This is a genomic window from Solibacillus sp. FSL H8-0538 (assembly GCF_038003525.1).
Taxonomy (GTDB): domain Bacteria; phylum Bacillota; class Bacilli; order Bacillales_A; family Planococcaceae; genus JBBOPI01.
This window is the reverse complement of sequence record NZ_JBBOPI010000001.1, coordinates 840,388-864,350: the sequence shown is the minus strand read 5'-3', so window position 1 is coordinate 864,350 and position 23,963 is coordinate 840,388. Positions and strand designations below refer to the sequence as shown.

The window sequence follows — 23,963 nt, the reverse complement described above, 5'->3', positions numbered from 1 at the left end:
GCGAGATGATGTTCTTAAACACAGAAAAAGACGGTGCACTGGGCCCCGCCTTGATTTTATGAGCGTTTTTTCTCAATACGCATTTCATCTAATACACGATTCACTCGTTTTTCTAACATTTTCATGCCGCTTCCACCAGCTTGGAAATGACGAAGGACGCCCGATTTATCAAACACGTAGTACGCAGGAACGTACTGATTGTCAAAAGCATCCGTTAACTTCATATCATTATCTACAAAAATCGGCTGCGTAATGTCATGTTCTGCCGCAATCATTTTAATTTTAGCTAAATCTGTATCCTCTGAAGCACGCGGCATGTGAACGGCAATAACGTTCAGTTCTTCTTTGTACTGATCACGGAATGCATTCACTTCTGGCATTGCTTCTTTACATAAATAACAGCTTACTGACCAGAAATGAATTAGTGTTGGTTTCTCCCCCACTAATTGTTGTTTTGTAATGGCCTTACTATTCAGCCAAGTTGAAGCCCCTGTAAGTTCAGGCATTTCTGCACGTAATTTCATATTATTGCCTCCTCAATATAGCATATGTATGTTGTGAAAAGAGGGTGTCTCATAAGGGAACTGAGACACCCTCTTTTCTGTACCGAAAGCACAGCGACAGGTACAAAACAATACTTTATCAAATTATTTACAGTTTTCAAGCATGTCGAAGATTATAGAGTTGCTTGACCTGGACGCCAGTTAGCCGGGCATAGTCCACCCGTTTGTAATGCTTGTAACACGCGTAGTGTTTCATCTACATCACGACCAATATTGTTATGGAATACGGTTTGATATTGTAGCTCACCTTCTGGATTGATGATGAATAGTCCACGTAATGCAATGCCTTCTTCTTCAATTAACACACCGTAGTCAGTTGCTACTTTATGATTTGTATCAGCAGCTAGTGGGTATGCTAATTGACCAAGGCCGTTTTGTGTACGGTCCGTGTTGATCCATGCTAAATGCGTGTGAATTGTATCTGTAGAAACGCCGATTACTTCAGCATCTAGGTCTTCGAATTCGTCGTAACGATCAGACATCGCAGTAATTTCTGTAGGACATACGAATGTGAAGTCCATTGGATAGAAGAATAATACTGTCCATTTATCTTCTGCCATATTTTTTTCTAAAGAAACTTTACCGAAAGTTTTATCCGCAAGCACAGCGTCCATCTCAAATCGTGGTGCCTGTTTGCCAACCATACGTTCTGCCATTTATATTCCCTCCAACTATGTATTATTTAATCCATCTCTCAACATACCAAGTTTTCTATTTTTTTTCTATATTTTAGAGTGTTTTTTTAAATAATCACATCAATTTTTGACAACTTTTTGTCGAAATGTTGATATTCAATAAAGAAAATACTACCTTTTATCTTCGTTAATACAAACCAATGTCATTTTTCATTGCATTTCGACTCAATTCTTCTAGAATCTACTCAATTTCATCCATACAACCATAAAATCATTAAATTTCAATGTTTTTTAGTTTTTTGGCCTTTCCTACTGTATTATACTTGAAATTCAAAATTTATTATGTATAATTATCGTTGCATTAATAAACTTAAAGTTTTGTAAAAGTAAACTTTGAATACTAGGAGTTTAAAATTACTAAACTATAAGAGGAGCTAAAATATATGCAAATTGGAACGAAAATAAAAGCACTCCGGTTAAAAAAGGGCTTAACGCAAGAAGAACTTGGCGAACGCACAGATTTAACTAAAGGATATATCTCACAACTAGAGCGCGACTTAAACTCCCCTTCCATTGAAACATTATTCAATTTACTGGAAGTTCTTGGTTCAACACCAAAGGACTTTTTCGATGATGAGCCTGGGAATGAAAAAATCGTATTTACGAAGGACGATCAAACAAGCTTTATTGATAGCGAAAAAAAGTATGAAATTGAGTGGTTAATTCCGACATCCAATGAGAAGGAAATGGAGCCGGTCTTTTTAACGTTGCAAAAAGATGCTGAGTTCAAACAGTTTGACCCTTCATTATCCGAAACATTCATTTATGTATTAAACGGGCGTATTCGTGTCGTAATAGGGAATGAAGAATATATAGCTAGTGAAGGAAATGCTGTATATTATGAAGCTTCATCCCACCACCAAATTTTCAATGCACATAACGGCATCACTAAACTGCTACTTGTAGCGTCCCAATCTTATTTATAAATTTAGGAGGTTCTTTGATGGATAATACAATTATTCGTTTTGAAAACGTCAAAAAATCATATGATGACGGTACAGTTGTTTTAAAAAATATAAATTTCGAGCTCGAAAAAGGGAAGTTCTACACACTTTTAGGTCCATCTGGTTGCGGTAAAACAACAATTTTACGCATTATCGCAGGCTTTACGGATGCGACAAGTGGCGATATATTTTTTAATGGCAAACGCATTAATGATATTCCCGCAAATGAACGACAAGTAAATACAGTATTCCAAGACTATGCACTATTCCCCCATTTAAATGTATTTGAAAACGTGGCATTTGGTTTACGTATTAAAAAAGTAAAAGAAGTAGAAGTACAAGAGCGCGTATTAGAGGCGTTAAAATTCGTTAACTTAGCAGGCTACGGTAACCGTGAAATTTCTGAAATGTCTGGTGGGCAGCGTCAACGTGTTGCGATTGCGCGTGCCATCGTCAACGATCCAGAAGTTATCTTATTAGATGAGCCATTATCAGCACTTGATCTTAAATTACGTACAGAGATGCAATATGAATTGCGAGAATTACAGCAGCGCCTTGGCAAAACATTCGTCTTTGTAACGCATGACCAAGAAGAAGCATTGGCGATGAGTGATGAAATTTTCGTTTTATCTGAAGGTGAAATTAAGCAATCTGGTACACCTGTAGATATTTATGACGAGCCGATTAACCGCTTCGTAGCAGACTTTATCGGGGAATCAAATATCGTTGACGGTGCCATGATTGAAGATTTCAAAGTACGTTTCGCAGGGAAAACATTTGAATGTGTTGACCAAGGTTTAAATCCGAATGAAAGAGTTGATATCGTCATTCGCCCAGAGGATTTAGAAATTACGACAATCGAGCAAGGAAAATTAATCGTAAAAGTAGATACGCAATTATTCCGCGGTGTGCACTATGAGATTTCAACTTATGATATAGACGGCAATGAATGGCTAGTACATTCACTGAAAAAGGCAGAAGTAGGTGCAGAAATCGGTTTAGACTTCGATCCAGAGGCGATTCACGTGATGCGCTTGAACGAAACAGAAGAAGATTTCGATAAGCGTTTAGAATCTTACGGAGACGACGAGCATGCAGAGTAAAAATTCAAAAGGCGCATTAATTCCTTATGTTCTATGGATCGCATTATTCGTTATCGCACCCATTGCGTTAGTCGTTTACTATTCAATGCTTGACCTTAATGGGAACTTTACGCTTGCTAACTATCAAAAGTTTTTCTCACCGGTTTATTTAAAAATGACATTAAGTAGCTTTTGGTATGCGTTTTTAATTACCTTATTTACATTAATTTTCGCTTACCCTACAGCTTATTTATTAACTAAAACGAAGCATAAACGTTTATGGCTTATGCTAATTATTATTCCATCATGGATTAACTTACTGCTAAAAACGTATGCATTTATCGGGATTTTCGGTCTTTATGGTCCGATAAATGCCGTGATTGAAGTATTAGGCTTTGATCCAACGCAAATTTTATTTACAGACTTTAGTTTTGTCTTCGTATCGGTTTACATTTTTATTCCGTTTATGATTATCCCGATTTTCAACTCGCTTGATAAATTAAATCCGACGCTTGTGTATGCAGCGCGTGACTTAGGAGCATCAAGCTTTATAACATTCCGTCGTGTCATTTTCCCATTAACAGTTGACGGTGTGAAAGCAGGGATTCAAGTAACGTTCATTCCTGCCCTATCACTATTCATGATTACACGCTTAATTGCGGGAAACCAAGTCATCACACTAGGTACTGCCATTGAACAGCAATTTCTTGTTTCGCAAAACTGGGGAATGGGTTCGACAATTGCTGTGTTCTTAATTTTCTTCATGGTGATTACAATGATCTTTACAGGTCAAAAGTCTAAAGGAGGACGCGTATAATGAAAAATTTATCCGCTACTTCGAAAGCTTATTTAGTTTTTGTTTTTGTTGTACTTTATGCGCCGATTCTCTATTTAATTTTTTATTCATTCAATAGTGGCGGCACTATGAACAGCTTTGAATCATTTACGTTAGAGCATTACAAGGCTGTTTTTGAGGATTCACGCCTTATCGTTATTTTACTTAATACAGTAATCGTTGCACTGCTTTCAGGCTTAATCGCAACAATTATTGGAACGCTTGGGGCAATTGGGATTATCTCTGTTAAAAATAAAAAAATGCGCAACACGCTATTATCACTTAACAATGTCTTAATCGTAAGCCCAGATGTTGTTATCGGGGCGAGCTTCTTAATTTTATTTACGATGATTGGCATTAAGCTGGGCTTCGCATCGGTACTTGTATCACATGTCGCGTTCAGCGTACCGATCGTTGTATTAATGGTTTTACCAAAATTATTGGAAATGAATACGTCACTTATTGATGCAGCACGCGATTTAGGTGCGACGAAGCGAGATGTATTAGTACGTGTTATTTTACCGTATATCTCACCAGGTATATTTGCTGGCTTCTTTATGGCCATGACGTATTCATTAGATGATTTCGCTGTTACATTTTTCGTTACGGGTAATGGCTTCAGTACATTATCTGTAGAAATTTACTCCATGGCACGGGCTGGCATTTCATTAACAGTAAACGCAATTTCAGGCTTAGTATTCTTTATCACTGTATTAGTCGTAGTCGGCTACTACTTCATTAATAGCCGTTCAAAATCTACAGGAACGGAGGGGCATCGATGAGAGAGTTAATTCAAGCAACGATTGCCATTGTTATTGCGTGCGCCCTACTATTTGTGGTGGCCGATCAAATGCAATCGACTGGTAGTAAAGGTAGTGCAAATACATTAACAGTTTTTAACTGGGGCGAATACATCGATCCAGAATTAATCGATAAATTTGAAGAAGAAACAGGGATAAAGGTTACTTATGAAACATTTGATTCTAACGAAGCGATGATGACAAAAGTACAACAGGGTGGTTCAGCTTACGACATTGCCGTGCCATCTGAGTACACTGTGGAATCAATGAAAGAGGACGATTTATTAATTCCGCTTGATTTATCAAAAGTTCCGAACCTGAATAATATCGATCCATATTTTTTAGATTTAGCTTTTGACCCAGGAAATGAGTACTCTATCCCTTATTTTTGGGGAACGGTTGGTATTGTTTATAATCCGAACTTAATCGAGGAGCATTTAACATTTGAATCTTGGGATGATTTATGGGACGCATCATTAAAGCGTAAAGTTTTCCTAGTTGACGGCTCACGTGAAGTAATGGGCATGGGTCTAAACTCAATCGGTGAATCACTAAACGCTAAAGATGACATCCTTCTTCGGCAAGCGACGGATAAATTAATCGAGTTATCGCCAAACGTAAAAGCAATTATCGGCGACGAAATTACACCGTTAATGGTGAATAATGAAGCAGCAGTGGCCCTTATTTGGTCAGGCCAAGCAGCCGATATGATGTGGGAAAATGAAGAACTAAACTTTGCCGTACCGAAAGAAGGTTCTAATTTATGGTTTGATAATATGGTCATTCCAAAAACATCAAAAAATATTGACGGCGCACATGCGTTCATTAATTTCATGTTAGATTCTGAAAACGCAGCTCAGAATGCGGATTATGTTGGTTATTCTACACCAAATAAAGCCGCAATGGACTTAATGGATCCAGAAGTTATCGAAGACGAGCGATTCTATCCAAGTGAGGAGCTACGCGATCATTTAGAAGTATACGAAAACCTTGGTCTTGAATGGCTAGGTAAATTTAATGAATATTTCTTAGAATTTAAAATGAGTCTTCGCTAAGAAAAGCGCATTCGCGCCCGTTTGCACGCGGGTAAGCTGCTTGCGAGCCCGAAGCGAAAGTAAACGCCCCACCACTTTCGCCAGGACCTCGAGCGTGCGGCGCGAATGCCTAGACATTATCAAAAAGTTATACTTTCTTATCTCTTATAATAAGCGCAGGATGCTTTAACGAGCATTCTGCGCTTTTCTTATTTGACGTTAAAAACCCATTCGCCGTCTTTCATCGTTTTGGAAAGTTTACATTGCCTTTCCGCATAATATAAATAGCCAATTACTTCAGACATGATCAATGAAAATTCTTTTTCTAACCTTTCACCGTACAAAGCATGGGCAATGTCCATCGCTTGATGATGCCCATTTTCAACAACTCGAACGATGCGCTCATATTTCCTCGCGATACGTGCAAGATTTTTTTCAATAATTTCTGCATGATTCGAAAAAGGGGCTTGATGGCCTGCAAATACTACACTTGTAGCTAGCTTTCTACACCGTTTTAGTGATTCTTCGTATTGCGCTACTGTCGGTAATAGCTGTAATTTTTCATCAAAATCAATTAATGCGTTCGTCGATCCTGATTTTAATACGAGATCTCCAGCAAATAGCCATTTCGTCTCTTCGTCATAAAAAACAATTGAATCAGGCGAATGTCCAGGTACCTCAATAACCTTCATGCCGCAAATTAAGTCATCTGCATATAAAGGTTGCACATCCGTTGTTAGTTTTAATTTATCCCTTTGTAGTAAGGTATTAGCCATTTTTTTAAAGCGCTCACTCGCAAAATTTGAACAACCATATTCCTCATATAATCGTATAAAAAAATCCTGCTTTTTATGTAAATATACTTGCTCAAAATGCACACGTTCAATAGCCAAATGATGCGCAAACACCGGCATGGCCTTGTGCTCAATAATTCGATTCACTTGTCCTGTATGATCCTCATGATGATGCGTCAATAAAATTTGGTCAATGGATTCAAATGTAAAACCATACTCCGCTAGCTTTGCATCAAAAAATTCAATGTATTTCTCATGTTGAAGCCCAGCATCGATTAGCGTCAGTTTGTCACCATCATCCAATAAATAGCAATTGATTGATTTCATTTGACCGTAATTAACGTCATAAATAATTGGATATACCGTCTTTTTTCCTACTTTAAATAGCTCTAACACTTACTTCCCCATCCCCTAGACTTTATTTGATAGGCGTTTCCCAGTAACTTCTATTTATGCGCCCCTACAGGTATAACCGCTGTTTTATAGGGGAATATTTACAGGAATTTCTCCTACCACAACTATAGAACCTCCAATTGAAGAAATGCCGATTTAGCAGCACAATATACTATTATGTGGAGAAATCTCAAAGGTTTGTTAGGACTTCTCCGCCATTGTCCACAATAGTAAATTACTGTATAAATACTACTTGCTCAAAAAAACGTATTTCCCTATATAAACCACAAAAAATAGCTGTTGCCAACAACTTATGGTAGAATTTATTGTAATCTGAACATATTTAAGGAAAGTAGGCACTTTATGGAGCAAAAAACGAATAAACTAGCTTTATATATATTAATGTTTAATATGTTCATTACGATGGGCGGCATAGGGATTATTGTGCCTGTCATGCCGGCATATCTACAAATATTTGGTGTTGGCGGACAAGTGTTGGGCTTCTTAATTGCAGGTTTTGCTCTTGCACAGTTTTTATTCTCACCCATTGCAGGAGATCTTTCTGACCGTCACGGACGCAAATTACTTATTGTTGGGGGGCTGATCGTCTACGGTTTTTCACAAATCTTATTTGGATTTGCCTCTGAAGTTTGGATTTTATTCCTTGCTCGCTTCTTAAGTGGCGTTGGTGCGGCGTTTATCATGCCGCCGATTATGGCCTTTGTTGCGGATATTACAACGTATGAGGAGCGCGGCAAAGGAATGGGTATGATTGGTGCGGCGATGTCACTCGGCTTTATGATTGGGCCGGGAGTTGGTGGCTTTTTAGCAAATGTAGATTTAACATTCCCTTTTTATTTAGCTGGGGCAGTAGCACTTCTTGCAGCCATTTTTTCTGCGCAATTCCTACCAAATGTTAAAGGGCAAGTGGGACAAGACACAACACGTGAAAACTTAGTCAAACAGTTAGCACGCTCTGTAAAAACTTCCTATTTCGTATTTTTAATCATTGTCTTTACATTTAGCTTTGGTATTTCGAATTTCCAAGCGACTTTATCACTTTATTTAAGCACTAAATTTAGTTATACCCCTACCGACATCGCTATTATTTTAACGGTTGGTGGTTTTGCCGGAGTCATTTTACAAATGTTTGTCATTAATAAACTGTTCATACGCTTCGGTGAAATGAAGGTCATTTTAGCGAATTTATTACTTGCTGCCATCACGATGCTATTAGTCATTTACATAAATGGCTTCTTCGTCATTTTAGTTGTGGCAACTTTATTCTCTGTAGCAACGACCTTTATTCGCCCAGCCGTCAATACGTTAATTTCTAAGTTAGCGGGACCTGAACAAGGCTTTGCTGCCGGAATGAATAACGCTTATATGAGCTTGGGTAATATGTTCGGACCCGCGCTGGCTGGTATATTATTCGACTGGAACCGAGATTCCCCCTATATTTTAGGAACAGTTGTTTTAGTGTCATGCTTCATTTTAGCGTTTTTATGGACATCAAAAAAAGCGCCGCATTTAATGCAGGCGCCAAGTAAATAACCGTCTAGGCTGACATGTGAAATTTAGCAACTTCACATGCCAGTTTTTTTATCATTTTGAAGAGCGCAATTGACGAATAGCTATTAGCACGCTGACAATCGCGATGACTAAATAAACGACCGTATAAAGGATCCACGACGGTTGTGTTATTTGTGTCACTTCATTAATCGCCATCGTAACATCCGGCGATAAAATAGACAGCACAACAGCAAATGGATTAATACTAATCCAAAAATAGGATAATAGTGAAGTTGTCTCCCCGTTTGTTTTCGTTGCCCCTACGATGAAAAAGATAAACGTAAACACCGTCAGGAAAATCGTTGCTCCGTAAGTGCTAATCATCGATACAACTGTTTTCTTCGTAATCGTTGAAAATAAAATCCCCAAGCTACCAATCGCAAATACCGTTAAAATAAAGAAAAAAAACACAGAGAGTAGCTGACTAGGTGAGATGCCTCCAAATAGAAACACTAAGCTATACAATGGCATCGTCGCAAATAAAATAAGTAGCAAAAAGGCAATGGATGATAATAGCTTGCCAATAATAATTTGTGACGAAGTTTGTGTTGTCGTCAGTAATATATTTAACGTTTGTTTTTCACGCTCTGAACTAATTGCTCCAGCTGTTAGCGCTGGTGTCATAAATAAGACAAGCCCCATTTGCAGCACGGTTAAGGCGCAAAATAAAATAAAGCTTTCTGACGGGCGGAAAAAGCCACTATTGATAAAGCCGGTGACAATTGCCAAATACGCAAAAATAAACACTGTTAATGCTAATAAATAGAAGACAATGCCTGAAAAGCTTTTCGCATTTCGAAAACGCAATTTTAATTCCTTCATTAATACAGGATTGAATGGTTTATCTTTCATTCGTCATTCGCCCCTTTCGTAATTGTCATAAAGACATCCTCTAAATCCTTCTCCTGCACTTCAAATGCAGTCATAACAATATTTGCGAGGACTGCCTGCTTTAGCAGTTCGGCTTGCTGTAACTCATCACCTGCAAAGGCAAATGAAATTGTTCTTTCAAAATCATTGCTTTCTAAACGCTCTACTAGCTTATGTGCCGCAAAAAATGCAGTTGCATCCAGTAGCTCCCCGATAATTTTCACCGTAATATACACTTCACCTTGAAGCTGCGCCTGAATTGAACGAATATTCCCCTGTGCAATAAGTTTCCCTTCATGCAACACACCAATCTCATCACAAATCTCCGCAAGCTCTGGCAAAATATGAGAAGAAATTAATATCGTCTTCCCATCACGTTTCAAATCTTTTAAAATATCGCGCATTTCCACGCGTGCACGTGGATCTAAGCCCGAAGCCGGTTCATCTAAAATTAGTATTTGCGGATTATGCATGAGTGAACGTGCTAAGCATAAGCGCTGCTTCATACCACGCGATAAATCATCCACATAGACATGGCGTTTTTCTGCTAACCGAACGAGTTGCAGCAGTTCAGGAATCCGTTCCTTTCGTTCCGCTGTTGATAGGCCGTATGCTGCACCGTAAAAATCTAAATACTCCTCTGCCTTTAATTGATCATAAACTCCAAAAAAGTCAGGCATATAACCTATCTGAGCACGTACTGCCGCACCATCCTGTACAACACTTTTGCCGTTTACGATTACATCACCAGCGCTTGGCTGCAGCAATGTGGCTATAATCGAGAAGGCGGTTGATTTCCCTGCCCCGTTTGCCCCAACAAAGCCAAAAATTGTGCCGGCCTCAATCGTTAGTTGAAGTTGATCCAGTGCAGTAAAGTTTCCATATTTTTTTGTTACTTGCTGAAATTCAATCATGGCTTTTCTCCCCTTTCAGCGTAAGTTTTGGCAATTGCGCTACATCTCCGTAGTCATCGGAAGAATAAATTAGCTGCAACTCAATCTGGCCTTTATCTGATATATAATCATGTGCATTCGTAGAGGAATAATTGGCTGAGATGTCCTCAAATTTCTCTGTTGTACCATTGTAAATTTTCATCGAGATGCGTGGTTCTGTTAACGCCAGCGATAAATGTTCCCAATCTATCTCTACATTCTTTATCGTTGCAGGTAAACTGTAGCGTAATGTGTACTCTCCATTTTCAAAATAACGTCCATCTTCCTCAGATATGATTTTTTCTGGATGGCCCTCGTACATTTTCGAGGTTAGCTCTCGTGTAAATGCATCATTAGTTAACGTAACACTGCCTGAGAAAGTTGTTGGTACATCAAGCGGCTGTACAATTAATGTGGATGATGTTATTGACGCTTTCCCCAGTAATTCCCCACCAATATTTGCATGTTTCGCTTCCCCAATTATTGCAGGTAGCTGTTCGCTATACATCGTTGAATGAGCAAAACTAAGTAAGCGTTCGTAGCGTTTTTCTGCTAATTCTTCCACACGAATCGCCGAGTCATAATTATTACGTAACGTCGAAACAGGTAATAAGATTGTTGATACAATCTGTTCATCTATCGTTATCGTTTCACCTTGCTGCAGTGACCCAAGTTTAATAAATGTTGTTCCTGTCCAAAGTTGAACGTTTTCTATATCTACTGCAAAAGTATTCGTAATCGTACCCGTAAGATGGCCATTGTCGTTTTGCAGCTGAATGTCAAATTTTTGTTGATCACTTGTTTTCGTATAACCGACAATAGATTGCACGCCCCAGTAATTTACGTTTTTTAATGTAATTTGAGATCCATCTTCTGTCTGTTCCACATAGCCCCATTTTTCTTTATTTGGATTTGCTAATTGTACCTCGCCCATTTTGTAAGCCGCAGCTGTCGTTTCTCCTTGAAGTTTAAACGTAAAGTCTCCACTTTTATTTGCGAGAACGGATTGAATAAAATATTGCTCTGAACCTGAATCCATTACTTTCCAGACAGCTGATTGTTGTAGTTGTGGACTAATGAGGCGATCTTTTGCCCCATAGAAGAAAAAGGCGATTGAAAATACAAGAGAAATGGCTGGAATAATCCACCATGCTTGCTCACGTTTATCTTTTCTTTTCAGCACCAAATATAGGAGAGGTCCAATGAGTAAAACATAAAGCGCTAATACGCCGATAATTTTCCATGTAGAAAACGCAAACGATGGAAATAACTCATTGACATCGGCCATTTGATTGGCAATTTCATCATGAATTGTTGTCCCTGATAAGTTGAACTGGTGCTGGTTAAACTGCAGCATTTCATTGATAACATTTGCATAGCCATCCATTTCAACAAGTGGTGCAGCGCTCAATGGAAAGGCTGTTTGGATGAGCATGCCCTTGCCTATTGGATGATTCGCCCCTAAAATAATTCCGTCAACTTCAAATGACGTTGCATCATCCTGTACCTTAACTTGCTGTACATTAATATCTTCATAAAATGTGCCGTCTTTTGCGAATGTATGAAGTTGTTTAGTTGTCAGGAGTTTTTGACCGGATTCATAGGCTAATGCTGCGTCTTCTGCAAACACCGATTCATCGATACTGCCATCTGTGACTAACTGCCCCCCCTGTTCAACCCACTCATATAATGTTTCCTGTTGGGCCAATGACAGGTTAGAAAAATCCGTATTATCCAGCAGTATGGTAGAAAACATTGCTAATTCACGTACATCTTCTGGTAACGCCTCTACGTCTGTATTTAGCGCTATTACTTCAATCGGTATTTCTTTATTTAGTGAACGTAATTTTTGTAACGCGGATGCAATAACTTCATTGTCAAATGTAGCAATGACGTTTGAATCTATTCCGTACATCGTCGGTTTTACTTCATTAATTGTTACGTCCTTTACTTTTTGACCACTCTCTATATCCCCTTTGAATATATGAAAAAACTCACCTTGATTATTGTAATAGTGTTGCTCTGGGTAGTTGGCAAGAAAGAACTGAAGCTTCTTTGTTTCTCCTGCCTCAATTGTTAGCGGATATACTTGCCCTGTTTGAAGCTGATAACTTTCTGGAAACGTTGTAACAAGCTGTCCGGAAAAATCTTCTCCCTCATTCGTTATAATGACTGTTACGGGTATCGTCGTATTAAAACGTCCTTTTCCTTCAAACCCGTATTGCGCATTAATGGTAAAGCTAGCTGATGCTAACGCAGCAGGCATACATAGAAAAACAATGATGAACGCTATGAAATATTTTTTCACACTGCACCTCCCCTTTCATCTACTTATCTGTACGTTTCGCAGTACAATAAGTTCCATAAAATACAGAAAGTTCATTAGAAATACCCACCTCATCTTAAATTAGAGCGAGATGATGTTCTTAAACAACAAACTAAAAAATCGCTATGCTGTTATACATAGCGATTCGTTTATAAATCCCTTATAAATTGCTCTACAAACGATGCATTAAACGATAGAAGTTTTTCATCTGGGCTCAATTTGGAATGGTGCAAACCGTATGTACAGTTTGCTCCCGTCCAAAACATCGCGCCTGGTAATTCCTTCACGAAATAACCGAAATCCTCTCCCGTCATTGCAGCAGGGCACTCATACGCATTTGCACCGTCAAACTGCTCAGCAAATGCCAACAAACGCTGTGCACATTGCGTGTTATTATTCACCTCATAATACATCGAGCCATAATCAATCGTCACCGTGCACTCAAAGGCTGTCTCAATCCCTGCACAAAGCGCTTCAATACGACTCTTTACCTGTGCCATGGCTTCCGGGTTTAGTGTACGAATTGTCCCTTCAAGACGCGCATTTTCAGCAATGACATTTTGTACAGTACCAGACGTCATTTTGCCAATTGTAATTACGGCGCTATCTAATGGATCAATATTACGGCTAATAATTGTTTGTAGCTGCACGATTAAGTTTGCCGTTGCAACGGTCATATCCCTAGTTTTATGTGGATATGCTGCATGACCTCCAACACCTTTTAAATCAATAAACAATTCAGACGTATTGGCAAATAGTAGCCCCGACTTTGTTGCAATCGTTCCAATTGGGTATTCCGGCGCGATATGCAGTGCATAAATTTCATCTGCAAGTAAATCTGGACGCTCCGATTTTAACCAGGCAAGCATAGGCTCAGCACCACCTGGCCCTTCCTCAGCCGGTTGGAAATAGACAATGACATTTTGCGCGGGTGGATTTGTAGCAAACGTCCGAACTAACGCTAACGCTATTGCCATATGACAATCATGGCCACATGCATGCATCTGACCCGTATGCTCAGAAACAAAATCTAGCTCCGTTTCCTCCACAACAGGTAAACCATCAATATCTGTACGCCAACCAATCGTTTTCGTCGCATTCTTTCCAGTAATTTTCACAACAATTCCTGTGCGCCACGTCGTTACTTGTAAACATTCTTGTGGACACTCGGCAATACGAGCTAATAAATAGGCTTGCGTTTTGAACTCTATAAAGCCCAACTCAGGAATTTTATGTAAATCACGTCTTACTTGTAAAAGGTCTTTCATAACGACACCTTCTTATAAATTTCGTAGAGAATCAATAATTTCTGTTTTTGACTTTGTTTTTTCATCGATTTTCTTTAGTACACGCGCTGGAACACCGCCAACAACTGTGTACGGCGCTACATCTTCAATCACGATTGCCCCTGCTGCAACAACCGCACCTTTCCCAACACGGACACCTTCTAAAACAACCGCATTGGCACCAATCATAACATTATCTTCAATAATTACCGGTGTTGCAGAAGGTGGCTCAATTACACCTGCAAGTACAGTTCCCGCACCAATATGACAGTTTTCACCAACAATTACACGACCGCCTAAAATTGCACCCATATCAATCATCGTTTTCGCACCAATTTCAGCACCGATATTAATTACAGCACCCATCATAATTACCGCTTGATCGCCAATCAATACTTGATCCCGAATAATTGCACCAGGCTCAATACGCGCATTTATAGTTTTTGTATCTAAAAGTGGAACACCTGAATTTCTTCTGTCATTTTCGATAACATAGTCTGTAATCTTATCTCCATGAGAAGCTAAGGCTGCTTCAATTTCAGTCCATTCACCAAATACGACTGCACTATTACCTTCTCCAAATACTTTTGAGTCCTCACCATATAATAAATTCGCAACACCGTCCCCTTTTACATATACTTTTACCGGTGTTACTTTTTTAGATTGTGAAATAAAGCTAATTATTGCCTGCGCATCTAACTTAATAGTCATTCATCCCTACCCCATTCCATGTAAGATTAATTAACACGTAATAATTATACTAAATCTTCATTTAATTAGCACCTACAAATTTGTTACTGCCCTTTCGAGTAATCATACAAGCAGCGTGCGTGATCCTGCACAACATTTACAAACGCTTCTACTTGGCGGAGTTCAAACGACGATTCATAGCCGATTAGCCATGTATCACGTGTTAGACCGTGATCTTTTTCTGTATTCGTTAGCGGAATTTTATTGACCTTTTCCTCGCCATTTAACGTAATTGATGGCAAAATCGCATAACCAATTCCATTTACCGCCATTTGCTTACACGTTTCAATTTGATCTACTATAATCTGATGGCGTGGATTGGAGTTGAAATGACGCTGCCACCACTGCTGAATTTCCTGGTAATAGTCCGAATCACTTTTAAATTGAATAAACGGGCGATCTGATGTCAATATATCTTCCATTTCGGTAATTTCTTTATCGACTAAATACATCATATCGCGGAATAGATGCATTTTCTTCCCTTTCCAATCTGCCTGGCCACGCACTATTCCTACATGTGCCTCTCCCTCGTAAAGCGCCTTTACAATTTCTGAGCTCCATCCGGTCATTAAAGAAATTTTCGCATCCGGGTATTGCGTCACGAAATCTTTTAGCACTTTCGGTAACCAGTTTTGCCCGACAATTGATGCACAGGCAATTTTTAATGTGCCGTGCACTTTGGAATTAAGTGCTTGAATCGTTTCAAATACTTCTTCACGACGCGTAATGGTTTCACTGGCATACTGCACAACTAGCTCTCCTGCAGGTGTTGGTGTAAGTCCTTTTTGAGAGCGAATAAATAGCTGTGCCCCCCAGTCCTTTTCAATTGATTGGAGACGCTGCGATAATGCAGGCTGTGTTAAAAATAAACGCTCGGCCGCTTTTCGCATATTTTTTTCCTCTGCTAAAATCTTTATTATTTCTGCCTCTGTTACAGTCATGCACTTTGCCTCCTTGAAATAAAATACTCAGCCCACTTTAAGCACCCACTGAATGCAATTTAGACAGAAACATCTCGCTCCAAAATCGAAACGATATCCTTTAGTATGTGCTTAAGAAATTTAATTTTTCTTAACCACTAAAAATCGACAAAACCCACTAGTGGATTTTGTCGATTCGGCTCTTTTATGAATGAATTTGTGTGTAAATATATTTTTTTAACTGCTTCAATATTATACGTCTAGTCATAATACCAACGAACGTACCTGCTTCATCTACTACACATAAAAATGCATGATTAATCACTAAATCAAGTGCGCGTTGGAATGAATCCGTCACCTTTAAATAGACAACCTCGCGTTCCATCACTTCTTCTACTTTTAAGTTAGCTAGTTTATCATATTCGATTCGTTCTAAGCCTAAAATCGCTTCCGTAATCATTTTTGCACTTAGTAAGCCTTGTAGACGGTATTTTACATCTAAAACAGGGATGGATGAATAGCCTGTTTTAGTTAAAACAAGTAAACCATGTTCTGCACTATTTCCACTTTGAACATGTGCAACTTTGTCAGATGAAATAATAAAATCAGTAATTGGCATTTCTAGTAAAGCTTTGTTGTTCAATGAAATCATGACCTTCTACTCCTTTATCTCGCAATAACGGGCAGTAAAATCCCCATAATTAGGGGATCAACTGCCCATAAAAGCCCGATTGGTGAAGCTCACAATCATTAGGGATGAAACTGACTAAATCGCCACATCCTAGTGGCAACGTCGGCACTAGCACATTTTTGTATGTCGAAAACCCTGCTGATTGAAGTTTCACTGTATGCCTTCACTTTGTAGAACAGCGAATGATTGCTTAATTATATAATATCATAATTAGGGATTCGCTGACTATGAATGGCACCAAAGTAGAGGTAAAATTTTCAATAGCTACTGCTTGTAGACCAGTAATAAAAAATCATAATTCCCGAAAACAATCCTGCAATTATATACATTAAAATAATGGGATTAAGAATAAACGGATGGTTTTTAAGCGATTCCGGGATTGGGGTATCCATCTCTCGCCCACTGTCCTCTACATTATGTGCGACACTGACTGTTAAATAATATGCAACGATACAAATGATTAAGACAACAAAAATAGCTGGATATAACCATATTCCCATCTGTACTCTCCACCTTTCTAAGTACAGCTAGTATGGAACAATCCAGCTATGTTTTATTCATAATCAACTACGCTTTTACGTTTGGGCACCCACAGATAAAAGTTAGAAAGGAAATTGATTTAACCAAGAACCACCATCTAATGTAATGCACTCCCCGTTCATATAGGTTGCTTTTTCTGATAGCATAAATGCCGCCAAGTCTGCAACTTCTTCCGGTGTACCCAGTCGACCTAATGGCACAGATTTTAGTGTACGCGCAGCTTGCTCTGGTGATTCCCACAGCTTGCCTGCTCCGCCCGTACGCTCAATTGGACCTGGTGCAATTGCATTTACACGAATACCGTACTGCGATCCCCATTCGACTGCAAGAGTGCGTGTTAATGATAATACGCCTGCTTTTGCCGCTGCTGAATGGACAACACCTGCACCTGCACCCCAAGCGTATGTAGCGACCATATTAATCATTGAGCCTTTGATGCCATTCTCAATCCAATATTTCCCGATTGCTGAGGAACAGTAAAATGTTCCATTTAAAACGATATCAATAACAGCCTTCCAGCCATTGGCAGATAATTTTTCCGCCTGCACAAGGAAATTCCCTGCTGCGTTGTTCACTAAGCTATCCACTTGTCCAAATTTCGCAACTGCAAACTCTAACATTGCTTGTACTTGCTCAGGTTCACGTACATCCATTTGAAACGTTTCAATTGTATCACCGAATTCAAGAATTTCATTTTTCGCTTGCGCTAAACGCTCAGCATCACGTCCAGTAATTACAACATTTGCCCCGTCTTTGACGAATTGCTTCGCCATACCTAGCCCCATCCCACTAGAGCCACCTGTAATAAGAATCGTTTTATTTTGCAACATGGTCATCTTTCCCCTTTGCTAAAAAATGAATTGTAATTCACTTTTCATTTTACCATAATTCACAATATTCTTACATATAATCCTAAATAATTTATCTTCAAATTTAACAAAAAGCATTGATTTTACTGGCGCTTTCGCCTAGACGTTGCATTTACATATTTAAATGTTCTCCACAAGGCGAAATTTTCTAATTTCCTTAACAATAAAAAAAGCTAATGAACCACTCGTTGCGATTCATTAGCTTTTCATTAATTGATAAAATATTGTTCAATTACTTTTTCGACAGGCAGAGGTTTATTATATAAATAGCCCTGCACTTTTTCACAGTTATTATTCTTCAGGAATTGCTCTTGGTTTTTTTCTTCGACGCCCTCGGCCACAACTTCAAGCCCTAAATTATGTGACAGTAAAATGATCGCTTTAATGATTGCCTCATTTTTCTTATCCTTTTCAATATCGGCAATAAAGGACTGATCGATTTTAATAATATCAATCGGATATGTTTTCAAATAGCTAAGCGAAGAATACCCTGTCCCGAAATCATCTACTGAAACATATACACCCAATTGTTTCAGATGTCTCAAAATAGAAGACGTTTCATGAACGTTTGTCATTGAGCCCTCTGTAATTTCAAGCTCTACAAATTCCGGTTCAATCTCATACGTTTCAAGTAAATGTTTTATTTTAGAAACGAACTGCTCTTGCTTGAACTGCTTTGGCGAAATATTTATTGCAATGCGTACGGGACGATAACCTAGCTCACGCCATTCTTTTTGATACTGAAATACTCGTTCGAGAATCCAGTCACCTATGTGAATAATTAATCCAGAAGACTCTGCAATTGGTATAAACTGCGAAGGCGGAACAGCACCAAATTTTTTATTATTCCAACGTAAAAGCGCTTCAAAACTATCAATGCGATTCGTCACTAAATCGATTTGAGGTTGGAAGTGAACAGCCAATTCATCAAATTCAATCGCGCGACGTAAATGTGCCTCAATTAACGCTTCATTTGGAAACGCTTGACTCATTTCCTTGCGATAAAACCGGTAATGAGACCGCCCATGATTTTTCACATAAAACAACGCCTGGTCTGCACGGTGAAGTAATTTATCTAGCTCTAAAGGTTGACCTACCACGCTAGATGCTATGCCAATGGACGCTGTAATGAAATACTCCTGCTCCTCAACAACGAACGGTTCTAGTAAAACACGTAAAATTTCATTTGCAATAACCTCTACTTCTTCGCGCGCATAATAGCGTACTAAAAACACGAATTCATCGCCGTTATACCGAAATACTTCACAAAATTCATTTCGCAGTTGACCAAACCGTTTACTTACTTCATAGAGCATACCATCCGCTTTATTCTTACCGAGCGATTCATTGAACTTTTTAAATCGATCTAAATCAACGAGAATTAATGCAATATTCATCTCGTGCTGACGTTCCGAATACATGGTCCATTGTTCATTTAAAGCACGTCGGTTAAATAAGCCTGTCAATTCATCCTGGTATACAATAAAATGATGATGTTCTCGATCATTGAAAAACTCATCTACATTTTTAATGACAATGTGAGCGCCAATGACTTTTCCATCCCAATATGTAGGAAATGTTTTTAAGCAAACGGGCTCCTCACTAAACATTTTATTTTTCAATACGCATTGTGGCATACCCATCGGATAGCCTTCAAGTGTATTTCGGAAGAGCGGCCCAAACTGTCCGACATACTCTTCGTCTATGAGCTCAAAAATGCTTTTTCCTAGTATTTGATTTCCTAATATAGCTAACTTGTTTGCAGCGGCTATATTGGCATAAATAATATGACCATTTAAATCCAGTGAAATGACAGGATCTACATATTGCTCAACAAAGTATAAATGTTTCGCTGTTTCTATTTGCGCCTCAAGTGCTGCCGTAACATCATTCGTTATTAATCGCATCACAACACTTATATAACTTCCCTCCGAAGTAGTTACAGGTTGCATATTCACGACAATTTGCTTTGCATTTTGTAATGTCACATAATGCATTTCACCCTGTTTATTTAAACAAGGCTGTAACTGATTCCAATGGGCATCTTTAAAAAACACAACTGCATCCATGCCCGCAGTAAACTGTGTATTAAACAGCACCGTCGCACTCGTATTGACCATCTCAACAGAACAGTGCCCGTCATGGAACTTTAAGATCGCGACCGCATCAAAAGGATTAAGTTGAATGATGTCATGTAATTTTTTATTTATCGCTACTGTTATTGAATTAGTCATTTTGAATCCCCCATTGAATGGAACTTCGCTTCATTTCACTACATGAACGTCAATTGGACGAACTCACCTAATGCAACTTAACCGTAATTTCCCCAAATTATTCCTCTACCACTGTGCCTAATGACTCAATTAAAAATAGTTCCTGACTATTAATACGCTTTGTGCCATTATGGTCTTCTTTATAATGATATTTACCATTAGAGTCTTGGATACGAGCTTTTTGATTATCTTGTAGCTGCAAGTTCATAATTTTTATAATACGTTTTTTAATATCCGCTGCATATACCGGGAATAATATTTCAACACGCTTTATCATATTGCGCGTCATCATATCTGCGGAGGATAAAAATACTTTATCCTCACCGTTGTGATGGAACCAGAAAATTCGAGAATGTTCTAAGAAACGTCCAACAATACTCGTCACCGTTATATTCTCACTGATACCAGGGATTCCCGGTCGAATACAGCAAATCCCACGAATAATGAGTTCGATTTTCACACCTTCGATGGCTGCCTCATATAGCTTCATCATTAAATCTTTATCTGTTAATGAATTCATTTTTGCACGGATAAAGCCCCCGCCAAATTCTCTATGCATACGAATCTCTTCATTTATTAAACTAATAAACTCATCTCGAATATCGAACGGTGCGACAACTAAATGATGAAATTTCGGTTTTTCTGTATAGCCACTTAAGTAATTAAAGAAATTCGTCGCGTCAATGCCAAATTCCTTGTTGGACGTAATAATTCCCATATCTGTGTAAATTTTTGCAGTCGCATCATTGTAATTTCCCGTTCCTAAATGCACAAAACGCTCAATTTTCCCATGGCGGCGCCGAACGACTAATGTAATTTTTGAATGGGTTTTTAAATTATTCATGCCATAAATAACAAGACAACCCGCCTGTTCTAACTGTTTCGCCCAGTGCACATTATTTTCCTCATCAAAACGAGCCTTTAACTCCACTAACACGGTTACTTGTTTGCCATTTTCTGCTGCTTGTTTTAAAGCTTGAATAATTGGCGAATTTCCACTTACACGATACAGCGTTTGTTTAATAGCGAGCACACTCGGGTCATTGGCTGCCTCTGAAATGAAGTCAACAATCGGAACAAACGACTCGAATGGATGATGGAAAAATAAATCCTGCACTAATGCCTTTTCAAAAATATTTTCATCGGATTGTAAATCTTGTGGTGGTTGTGGAATAAAGCTTTCATACTCTAAATGCTCGCGACCAATGGAAATGGTCTTTACAAAAGAGAACATCGCGGTTAAATCAAGCGGTCCATCAATTTTGAAAACATCTGATTCCTCAATTTCAAATTCATCGAGTAAATAATCAAGGACATCATCATTCATCTCACCATCACGTACTTCAAGACGGCTACCTACACCCCATTTACGCTTTTTCAGTTCTTTTTCGATTTCTACAAGTAAATCTTGTGCACCTTCCTCATGAATCGTTAAATCTGCGTTACGCGTTAGACGGAATGCCTGCGTAGATTTTACTTTATAGCCGTAAAATAATTTATTAATGCTATTCGAAATAACATCCTCTAATAGCACAAATACCGTTTCATCACCGTCTGTTGGTAACTTTATAAATCGCTCTAATACAGAAGGCACTTGAACAATCGCTACTTTATCCATATTTTCAGCTTCAATACCATTATTTTCAAGCATTACGAGTAAGTTTAATGTACGTCCAAGTAGTGTCGGAAACGGACGATATGCATCGACAGCCACAGGAGTTAATACTGGAAAAATAGTTTCTTCAAATAATTCACTAATATACGTTTTTTGCTCGGGTGTAAGTAGCTTTACATCACGAATATAGACATTTTCTCGTGGCAGTAAGTCATCCATTAAATGTCGATACACTTCTGTTTGGCGACGCACAAGTGCCTGAGTGCGTTCAGCAATTTTTGTTAACTGCTCTTTTGGTGTTAAACCCGATTTATTTTCTGGCTTATGAAATCCAGCACGTAGTTGATCTTGAAGACCCGCAACACGTACCATAAAAAATTCATCTAAATTAGAACTAAAAATTGCTAAAAACTTTAACCGTTCGAGTAGCGGATTATTTACATCTTCCGCTTCTTCTAAAACACGTTCATTAAAAGCAAGCCAACTTAATTCTCGGTTGTTATAATATTGCGGTTTGGCAATTTCCTCAAGCAACAGTGCTTTCGTCAATTCCCTTTGTGTTTGAAATTCGTTTTCATATGTGTTATCTACATCAAAATCCGTCGTCATACTCACTTCCATCCTTCCTCATTAAAATGAATTATTACACTACGTTTAAATACACGTTCTATATGCTTCTTCTGTCTCTCTACTTGATATGCCTCTGCTATTGCACGCTCGCTCGTTGTTACAACTACATGAATTATGTCATCTATAAGCTCCACTGTAATTTTACTGACAATATTGCGCTTCGATACATTTAGGGCATAAACAAACTTCAAAAGTGCACCAAAGTCACGTATCTGTTTTAATTCTTCTTTTGTAAACCATGTTTCAAATGGCGCTGCAAAACGTCTGAAATAATCTCGGTTTTTGTAGGATGCCAATAACGCTAACTTGACGCGGTCTTCATGGTTCATCCCAACAATTGACTGGTTCGCCAGTAAATAAAATGTATGCTGGCTAGACGAATCTAACTCGATGTATTCACCAATGGCAAACACTTTTGAGGCTTTTTTGATAAGCTGTAAATGCTCCTCATTATATTCAAGTAGTTCTACATGGCAGCACTCACGATAAAACTGCTCGCTTAGGTTATTTAGCATATTTACTTCTTCTTCTGAGCGTCCATATTCAAAAGCTAACCGCCGTGCATTATCCTCAAACACATTGTATTTATCAAATGCTTTTACATCTTCATGTAAGATGCGGCTAATAATTAGTCCTTCACGTAAACCTTTCTTACTTAACTGGAAAGATTGTGTGCCGACTACTTCCATTAACGAGGAAAATACTTCTAGGGCGGGTACAATAATGTCTGCCCGGTCAGAGGACAAGCCGTCTAGCTGCTTTAGTTGTTCAAAGGGCATTTTGGCTAGTTCTTCTTTTAGCTGAATAATGTCATTTCTCGTCATTTCATATTGATGAACACCAGATAAAGGATAGTCCACTTTTTGCTGATGAATTTGGGCTACATTTCGGGCACTCCCCCCAATGGCAATGATTGGCAGTTTCACATTCTCAATCCAGCTCAGTGATTTAAATCCTTCTTTTACATAATTCTGTAAGGCAAGACGTTCCTGCTCATTAATGATATGACCTTGTACAAATTTTTGTTTTAATGAAACCGTACCGAATGGGAAGCTAATAGTTTTTTGCAGCTTTTTATTTTTAAATAAAGTAATTTCAGTTGAGCCCCCACCAATATCAATTGTCACGGCGGACGGTGTATCCATAGAGTGAGCTACGGCAATAAAGCCAAAATATGCTTCTTCCTCCTCCGATAAAATATCAATTGCAATGCCGGTTTCTTGTATCATACGTGTAATAATTGCTTCATTATTTATCGCTTGGCGAACGGCGGCTGTTGCCACTGCTTTAATATCTGTAACGTTATAATCTGCTAAAATTTGTTTAAATGAAGACAGTGTTTTTAACAGCAACTGAATTCCTTCCTCTGCCATTTCACCATTTGGTAATATATGTGTACGTAACCGGGCTACTGTTTTAATATTGCCAAACTCATGTAAACCCTCGTTTTTATCATATTCATAAAACACTAATCGAATCGTATTTGAGCCGATATCAATAATAGCCGTATTTATTTTTTTCATAGTATTCAGTCACTCCTTTCTATAAG

21 protein-coding genes are annotated in these 23,963 nt (G+C 38.5%); 6 read left to right on the top strand and 15 right to left on the bottom strand.

Annotation, left to right across the window (positions count from 1 at the left end; all coding sequences use genetic code 11):
• Positions 1-56 precede the first annotated feature (56 nt).
• On the bottom strand, positions 57-524 hold the full coding sequence (locus MHH87_RS03915; RefSeq protein ID WP_340748022.1) for a redoxin domain-containing protein: 468 nt from the start codon (positions 522-524) through the stop codon (positions 57-59).
• 152 nt (positions 525-676) lie between these two features.
• Complete coding sequence (locus MHH87_RS03910; RefSeq protein WP_340748021.1) at positions 677-1,219, bottom strand: peroxiredoxin; 543 nt, start codon at positions 1,217-1,219, stop codon at positions 677-679.
• Between the two features lie 422 nt (positions 1,220-1,641).
• Here MHH87_RS03910 and MHH87_RS03905 point away from each other — a divergent pair, with 422 nt between their 5' ends.
• Genes MHH87_RS03905 through MHH87_RS03885 form a run of 5 tightly spaced genes read left to right on the top strand, consistent with a single transcriptional unit; the run spans position 1,642 to position 5,974 of the window.
• Entirely contained in the window at positions 1,642-2,184 is a 543-nt protein-coding gene (locus tag MHH87_RS03905; RefSeq protein ID WP_340748020.1) for a helix-turn-helix domain-containing protein, read from the top strand.
• A gap of 17 nt (positions 2,185-2,201) precedes the next feature.
• Positions 2,202-3,305 carry an ABC transporter ATP-binding protein gene (locus tag MHH87_RS03900; RefSeq protein ID WP_340748019.1) on the top strand — a complete coding sequence of 368 codons (1,104 nt, stop codon included), beginning with the start codon at positions 2,202-2,204 and terminating at the stop codon, positions 3,303-3,305.
• Complete coding sequence (locus MHH87_RS03895) at positions 3,295-4,101, top strand: ABC transporter permease (protein ID WP_340748018.1); 807 nt, start codon at positions 3,295-3,297, stop codon at positions 4,099-4,101. Before MHH87_RS03900 ends, MHH87_RS03895 begins: the two co-directional genes overlap by 11 nt.
• Complete coding sequence (locus MHH87_RS03890; protein ID WP_340748017.1) at positions 4,101-4,901, top strand: ABC transporter permease; 801 nt, start codon at positions 4,101-4,103, stop codon at positions 4,899-4,901. Before MHH87_RS03895 ends, MHH87_RS03890 begins: the two co-directional genes overlap by 1 nt.
• Positions 4,898-5,974: an ABC transporter substrate-binding protein gene (locus tag MHH87_RS03885; protein ID WP_340748016.1), complete on the top strand. Its 1,077-nt coding sequence runs from the start codon at positions 4,898-4,900 to the stop codon at positions 5,972-5,974. The genes MHH87_RS03890 and MHH87_RS03885 overlap by 4 nt, the downstream gene beginning before the upstream one ends.
• 188 nt (positions 5,975-6,162) lie before the next feature.
• Here MHH87_RS03885 and MHH87_RS03880 read toward each other — a convergent pair whose 3' ends face one another.
• Positions 6,163-7,143, bottom strand: coding sequence for an MBL fold metallo-hydrolase (locus tag MHH87_RS03880; RefSeq protein WP_340748015.1), 981 nt, complete (start codon positions 7,141-7,143; stop codon positions 6,163-6,165).
• 360 nt (positions 7,144-7,503) lie between these two features.
• Between MHH87_RS03880 and MHH87_RS03875 the strand changes: the two genes are divergently transcribed.
• Positions 7,504-8,694: an MFS transporter gene (locus tag MHH87_RS03875; protein WP_340748014.1), complete on the top strand. Its 1,191-nt coding sequence runs from the start codon at positions 7,504-7,506 to the stop codon at positions 8,692-8,694.
• A 51-nt stretch (positions 8,695-8,745) separates the two neighbouring features.
• Here MHH87_RS03875 and MHH87_RS03870 read toward each other — a convergent pair whose 3' ends face one another.
• From MHH87_RS03870 to MHH87_RS03815, 12 genes are all read right to left on the bottom strand, one after another.
• Positions 8,746-9,564 (bottom strand): ABC transporter permease, encoded by an 819-nt coding sequence (locus tag MHH87_RS03870; RefSeq protein WP_340748013.1) that lies wholly within the window; start codon positions 9,562-9,564, stop codon positions 8,746-8,748.
• Positions 9,561-10,496, bottom strand: coding sequence for an ABC transporter ATP-binding protein (locus MHH87_RS03865; protein WP_340748012.1), 936 nt, complete (start codon positions 10,494-10,496; stop codon positions 9,561-9,563). Before MHH87_RS03865 ends, MHH87_RS03870 begins: the two co-directional genes overlap by 4 nt.
• A complete protein-coding gene (locus MHH87_RS03860; RefSeq protein WP_340748011.1) occupies positions 10,489-12,822 on the bottom strand; it encodes a hypothetical protein in 2,334 nt (777 codons plus the stop codon). The genes MHH87_RS03865 and MHH87_RS03860 overlap by 8 nt, the downstream gene beginning before the upstream one ends.
• A gap of 167 nt (positions 12,823-12,989) precedes the next feature.
• Entirely contained in the window at positions 12,990-14,108 is a 1,119-nt protein-coding gene (locus tag MHH87_RS03855; RefSeq protein WP_340748010.1) for an N-acetyldiaminopimelate deacetylase, read from the bottom strand.
• 12 nt (positions 14,109-14,120) lie between these two features.
• Positions 14,121-14,837: a 2,3,4,5-tetrahydropyridine-2,6-dicarboxylate N-acetyltransferase gene (gene dapD, locus MHH87_RS03850; RefSeq protein WP_445683074.1), complete on the bottom strand. Its 717-nt coding sequence runs from the start codon at positions 14,835-14,837 to the stop codon at positions 14,121-14,123.
• Positions 14,838-14,920: 83 nt separating this feature from the next.
• Positions 14,921-15,817 (bottom strand): LysR family transcriptional regulator, encoded by an 897-nt coding sequence (locus tag MHH87_RS03845; protein WP_340748009.1) that lies wholly within the window; start codon positions 15,815-15,817, stop codon positions 14,921-14,923.
• A gap of 184 nt (positions 15,818-16,001) precedes the next feature.
• Complete coding sequence (gene cbpB, locus MHH87_RS03840) at positions 16,002-16,448, bottom strand: cyclic-di-AMP-binding protein CbpB (RefSeq protein WP_340748008.1); 447 nt, start codon at positions 16,446-16,448, stop codon at positions 16,002-16,004.
• A gap of 296 nt (positions 16,449-16,744) precedes the next feature.
• Complete coding sequence (locus MHH87_RS03835; RefSeq protein ID WP_340748007.1) at positions 16,745-16,987, bottom strand: short-chain dehydrogenase; 243 nt, start codon at positions 16,985-16,987, stop codon at positions 16,745-16,747.
• Positions 16,988-17,089: 102 nt separating this feature from the next.
• On the bottom strand, positions 17,090-17,857 hold the full coding sequence (gene fadH / locus MHH87_RS03830) for a 2,4-dienoyl-CoA reductase (protein ID WP_340748006.1): 768 nt from the start codon (positions 17,855-17,857) through the stop codon (positions 17,090-17,092).
• A gap of 248 nt (positions 17,858-18,105) precedes the next feature.
• Positions 18,106-20,130 carry a sensor domain-containing protein gene (locus MHH87_RS03825; protein ID WP_340748005.1) on the bottom strand — a complete coding sequence of 675 codons (2,025 nt, stop codon included), beginning with the start codon at positions 20,128-20,130 and terminating at the stop codon, positions 18,106-18,108.
• A gap of 97 nt (positions 20,131-20,227) precedes the next feature.
• Positions 20,228-22,393: an RNA degradosome polyphosphate kinase gene (locus MHH87_RS03820; protein ID WP_340748004.1), complete on the bottom strand. Its 2,166-nt coding sequence runs from the start codon at positions 22,391-22,393 to the stop codon at positions 20,228-20,230.
• Positions 22,394-22,395: 2 nt separating this feature from the next.
• Positions 22,396-23,937 (bottom strand): Ppx/GppA phosphatase family protein, encoded by a 1,542-nt coding sequence (locus MHH87_RS03815; RefSeq protein WP_340748003.1) that lies wholly within the window; start codon positions 23,935-23,937, stop codon positions 22,396-22,398.
• Positions 23,938-23,963: the final 26 nt, after the last annotated feature.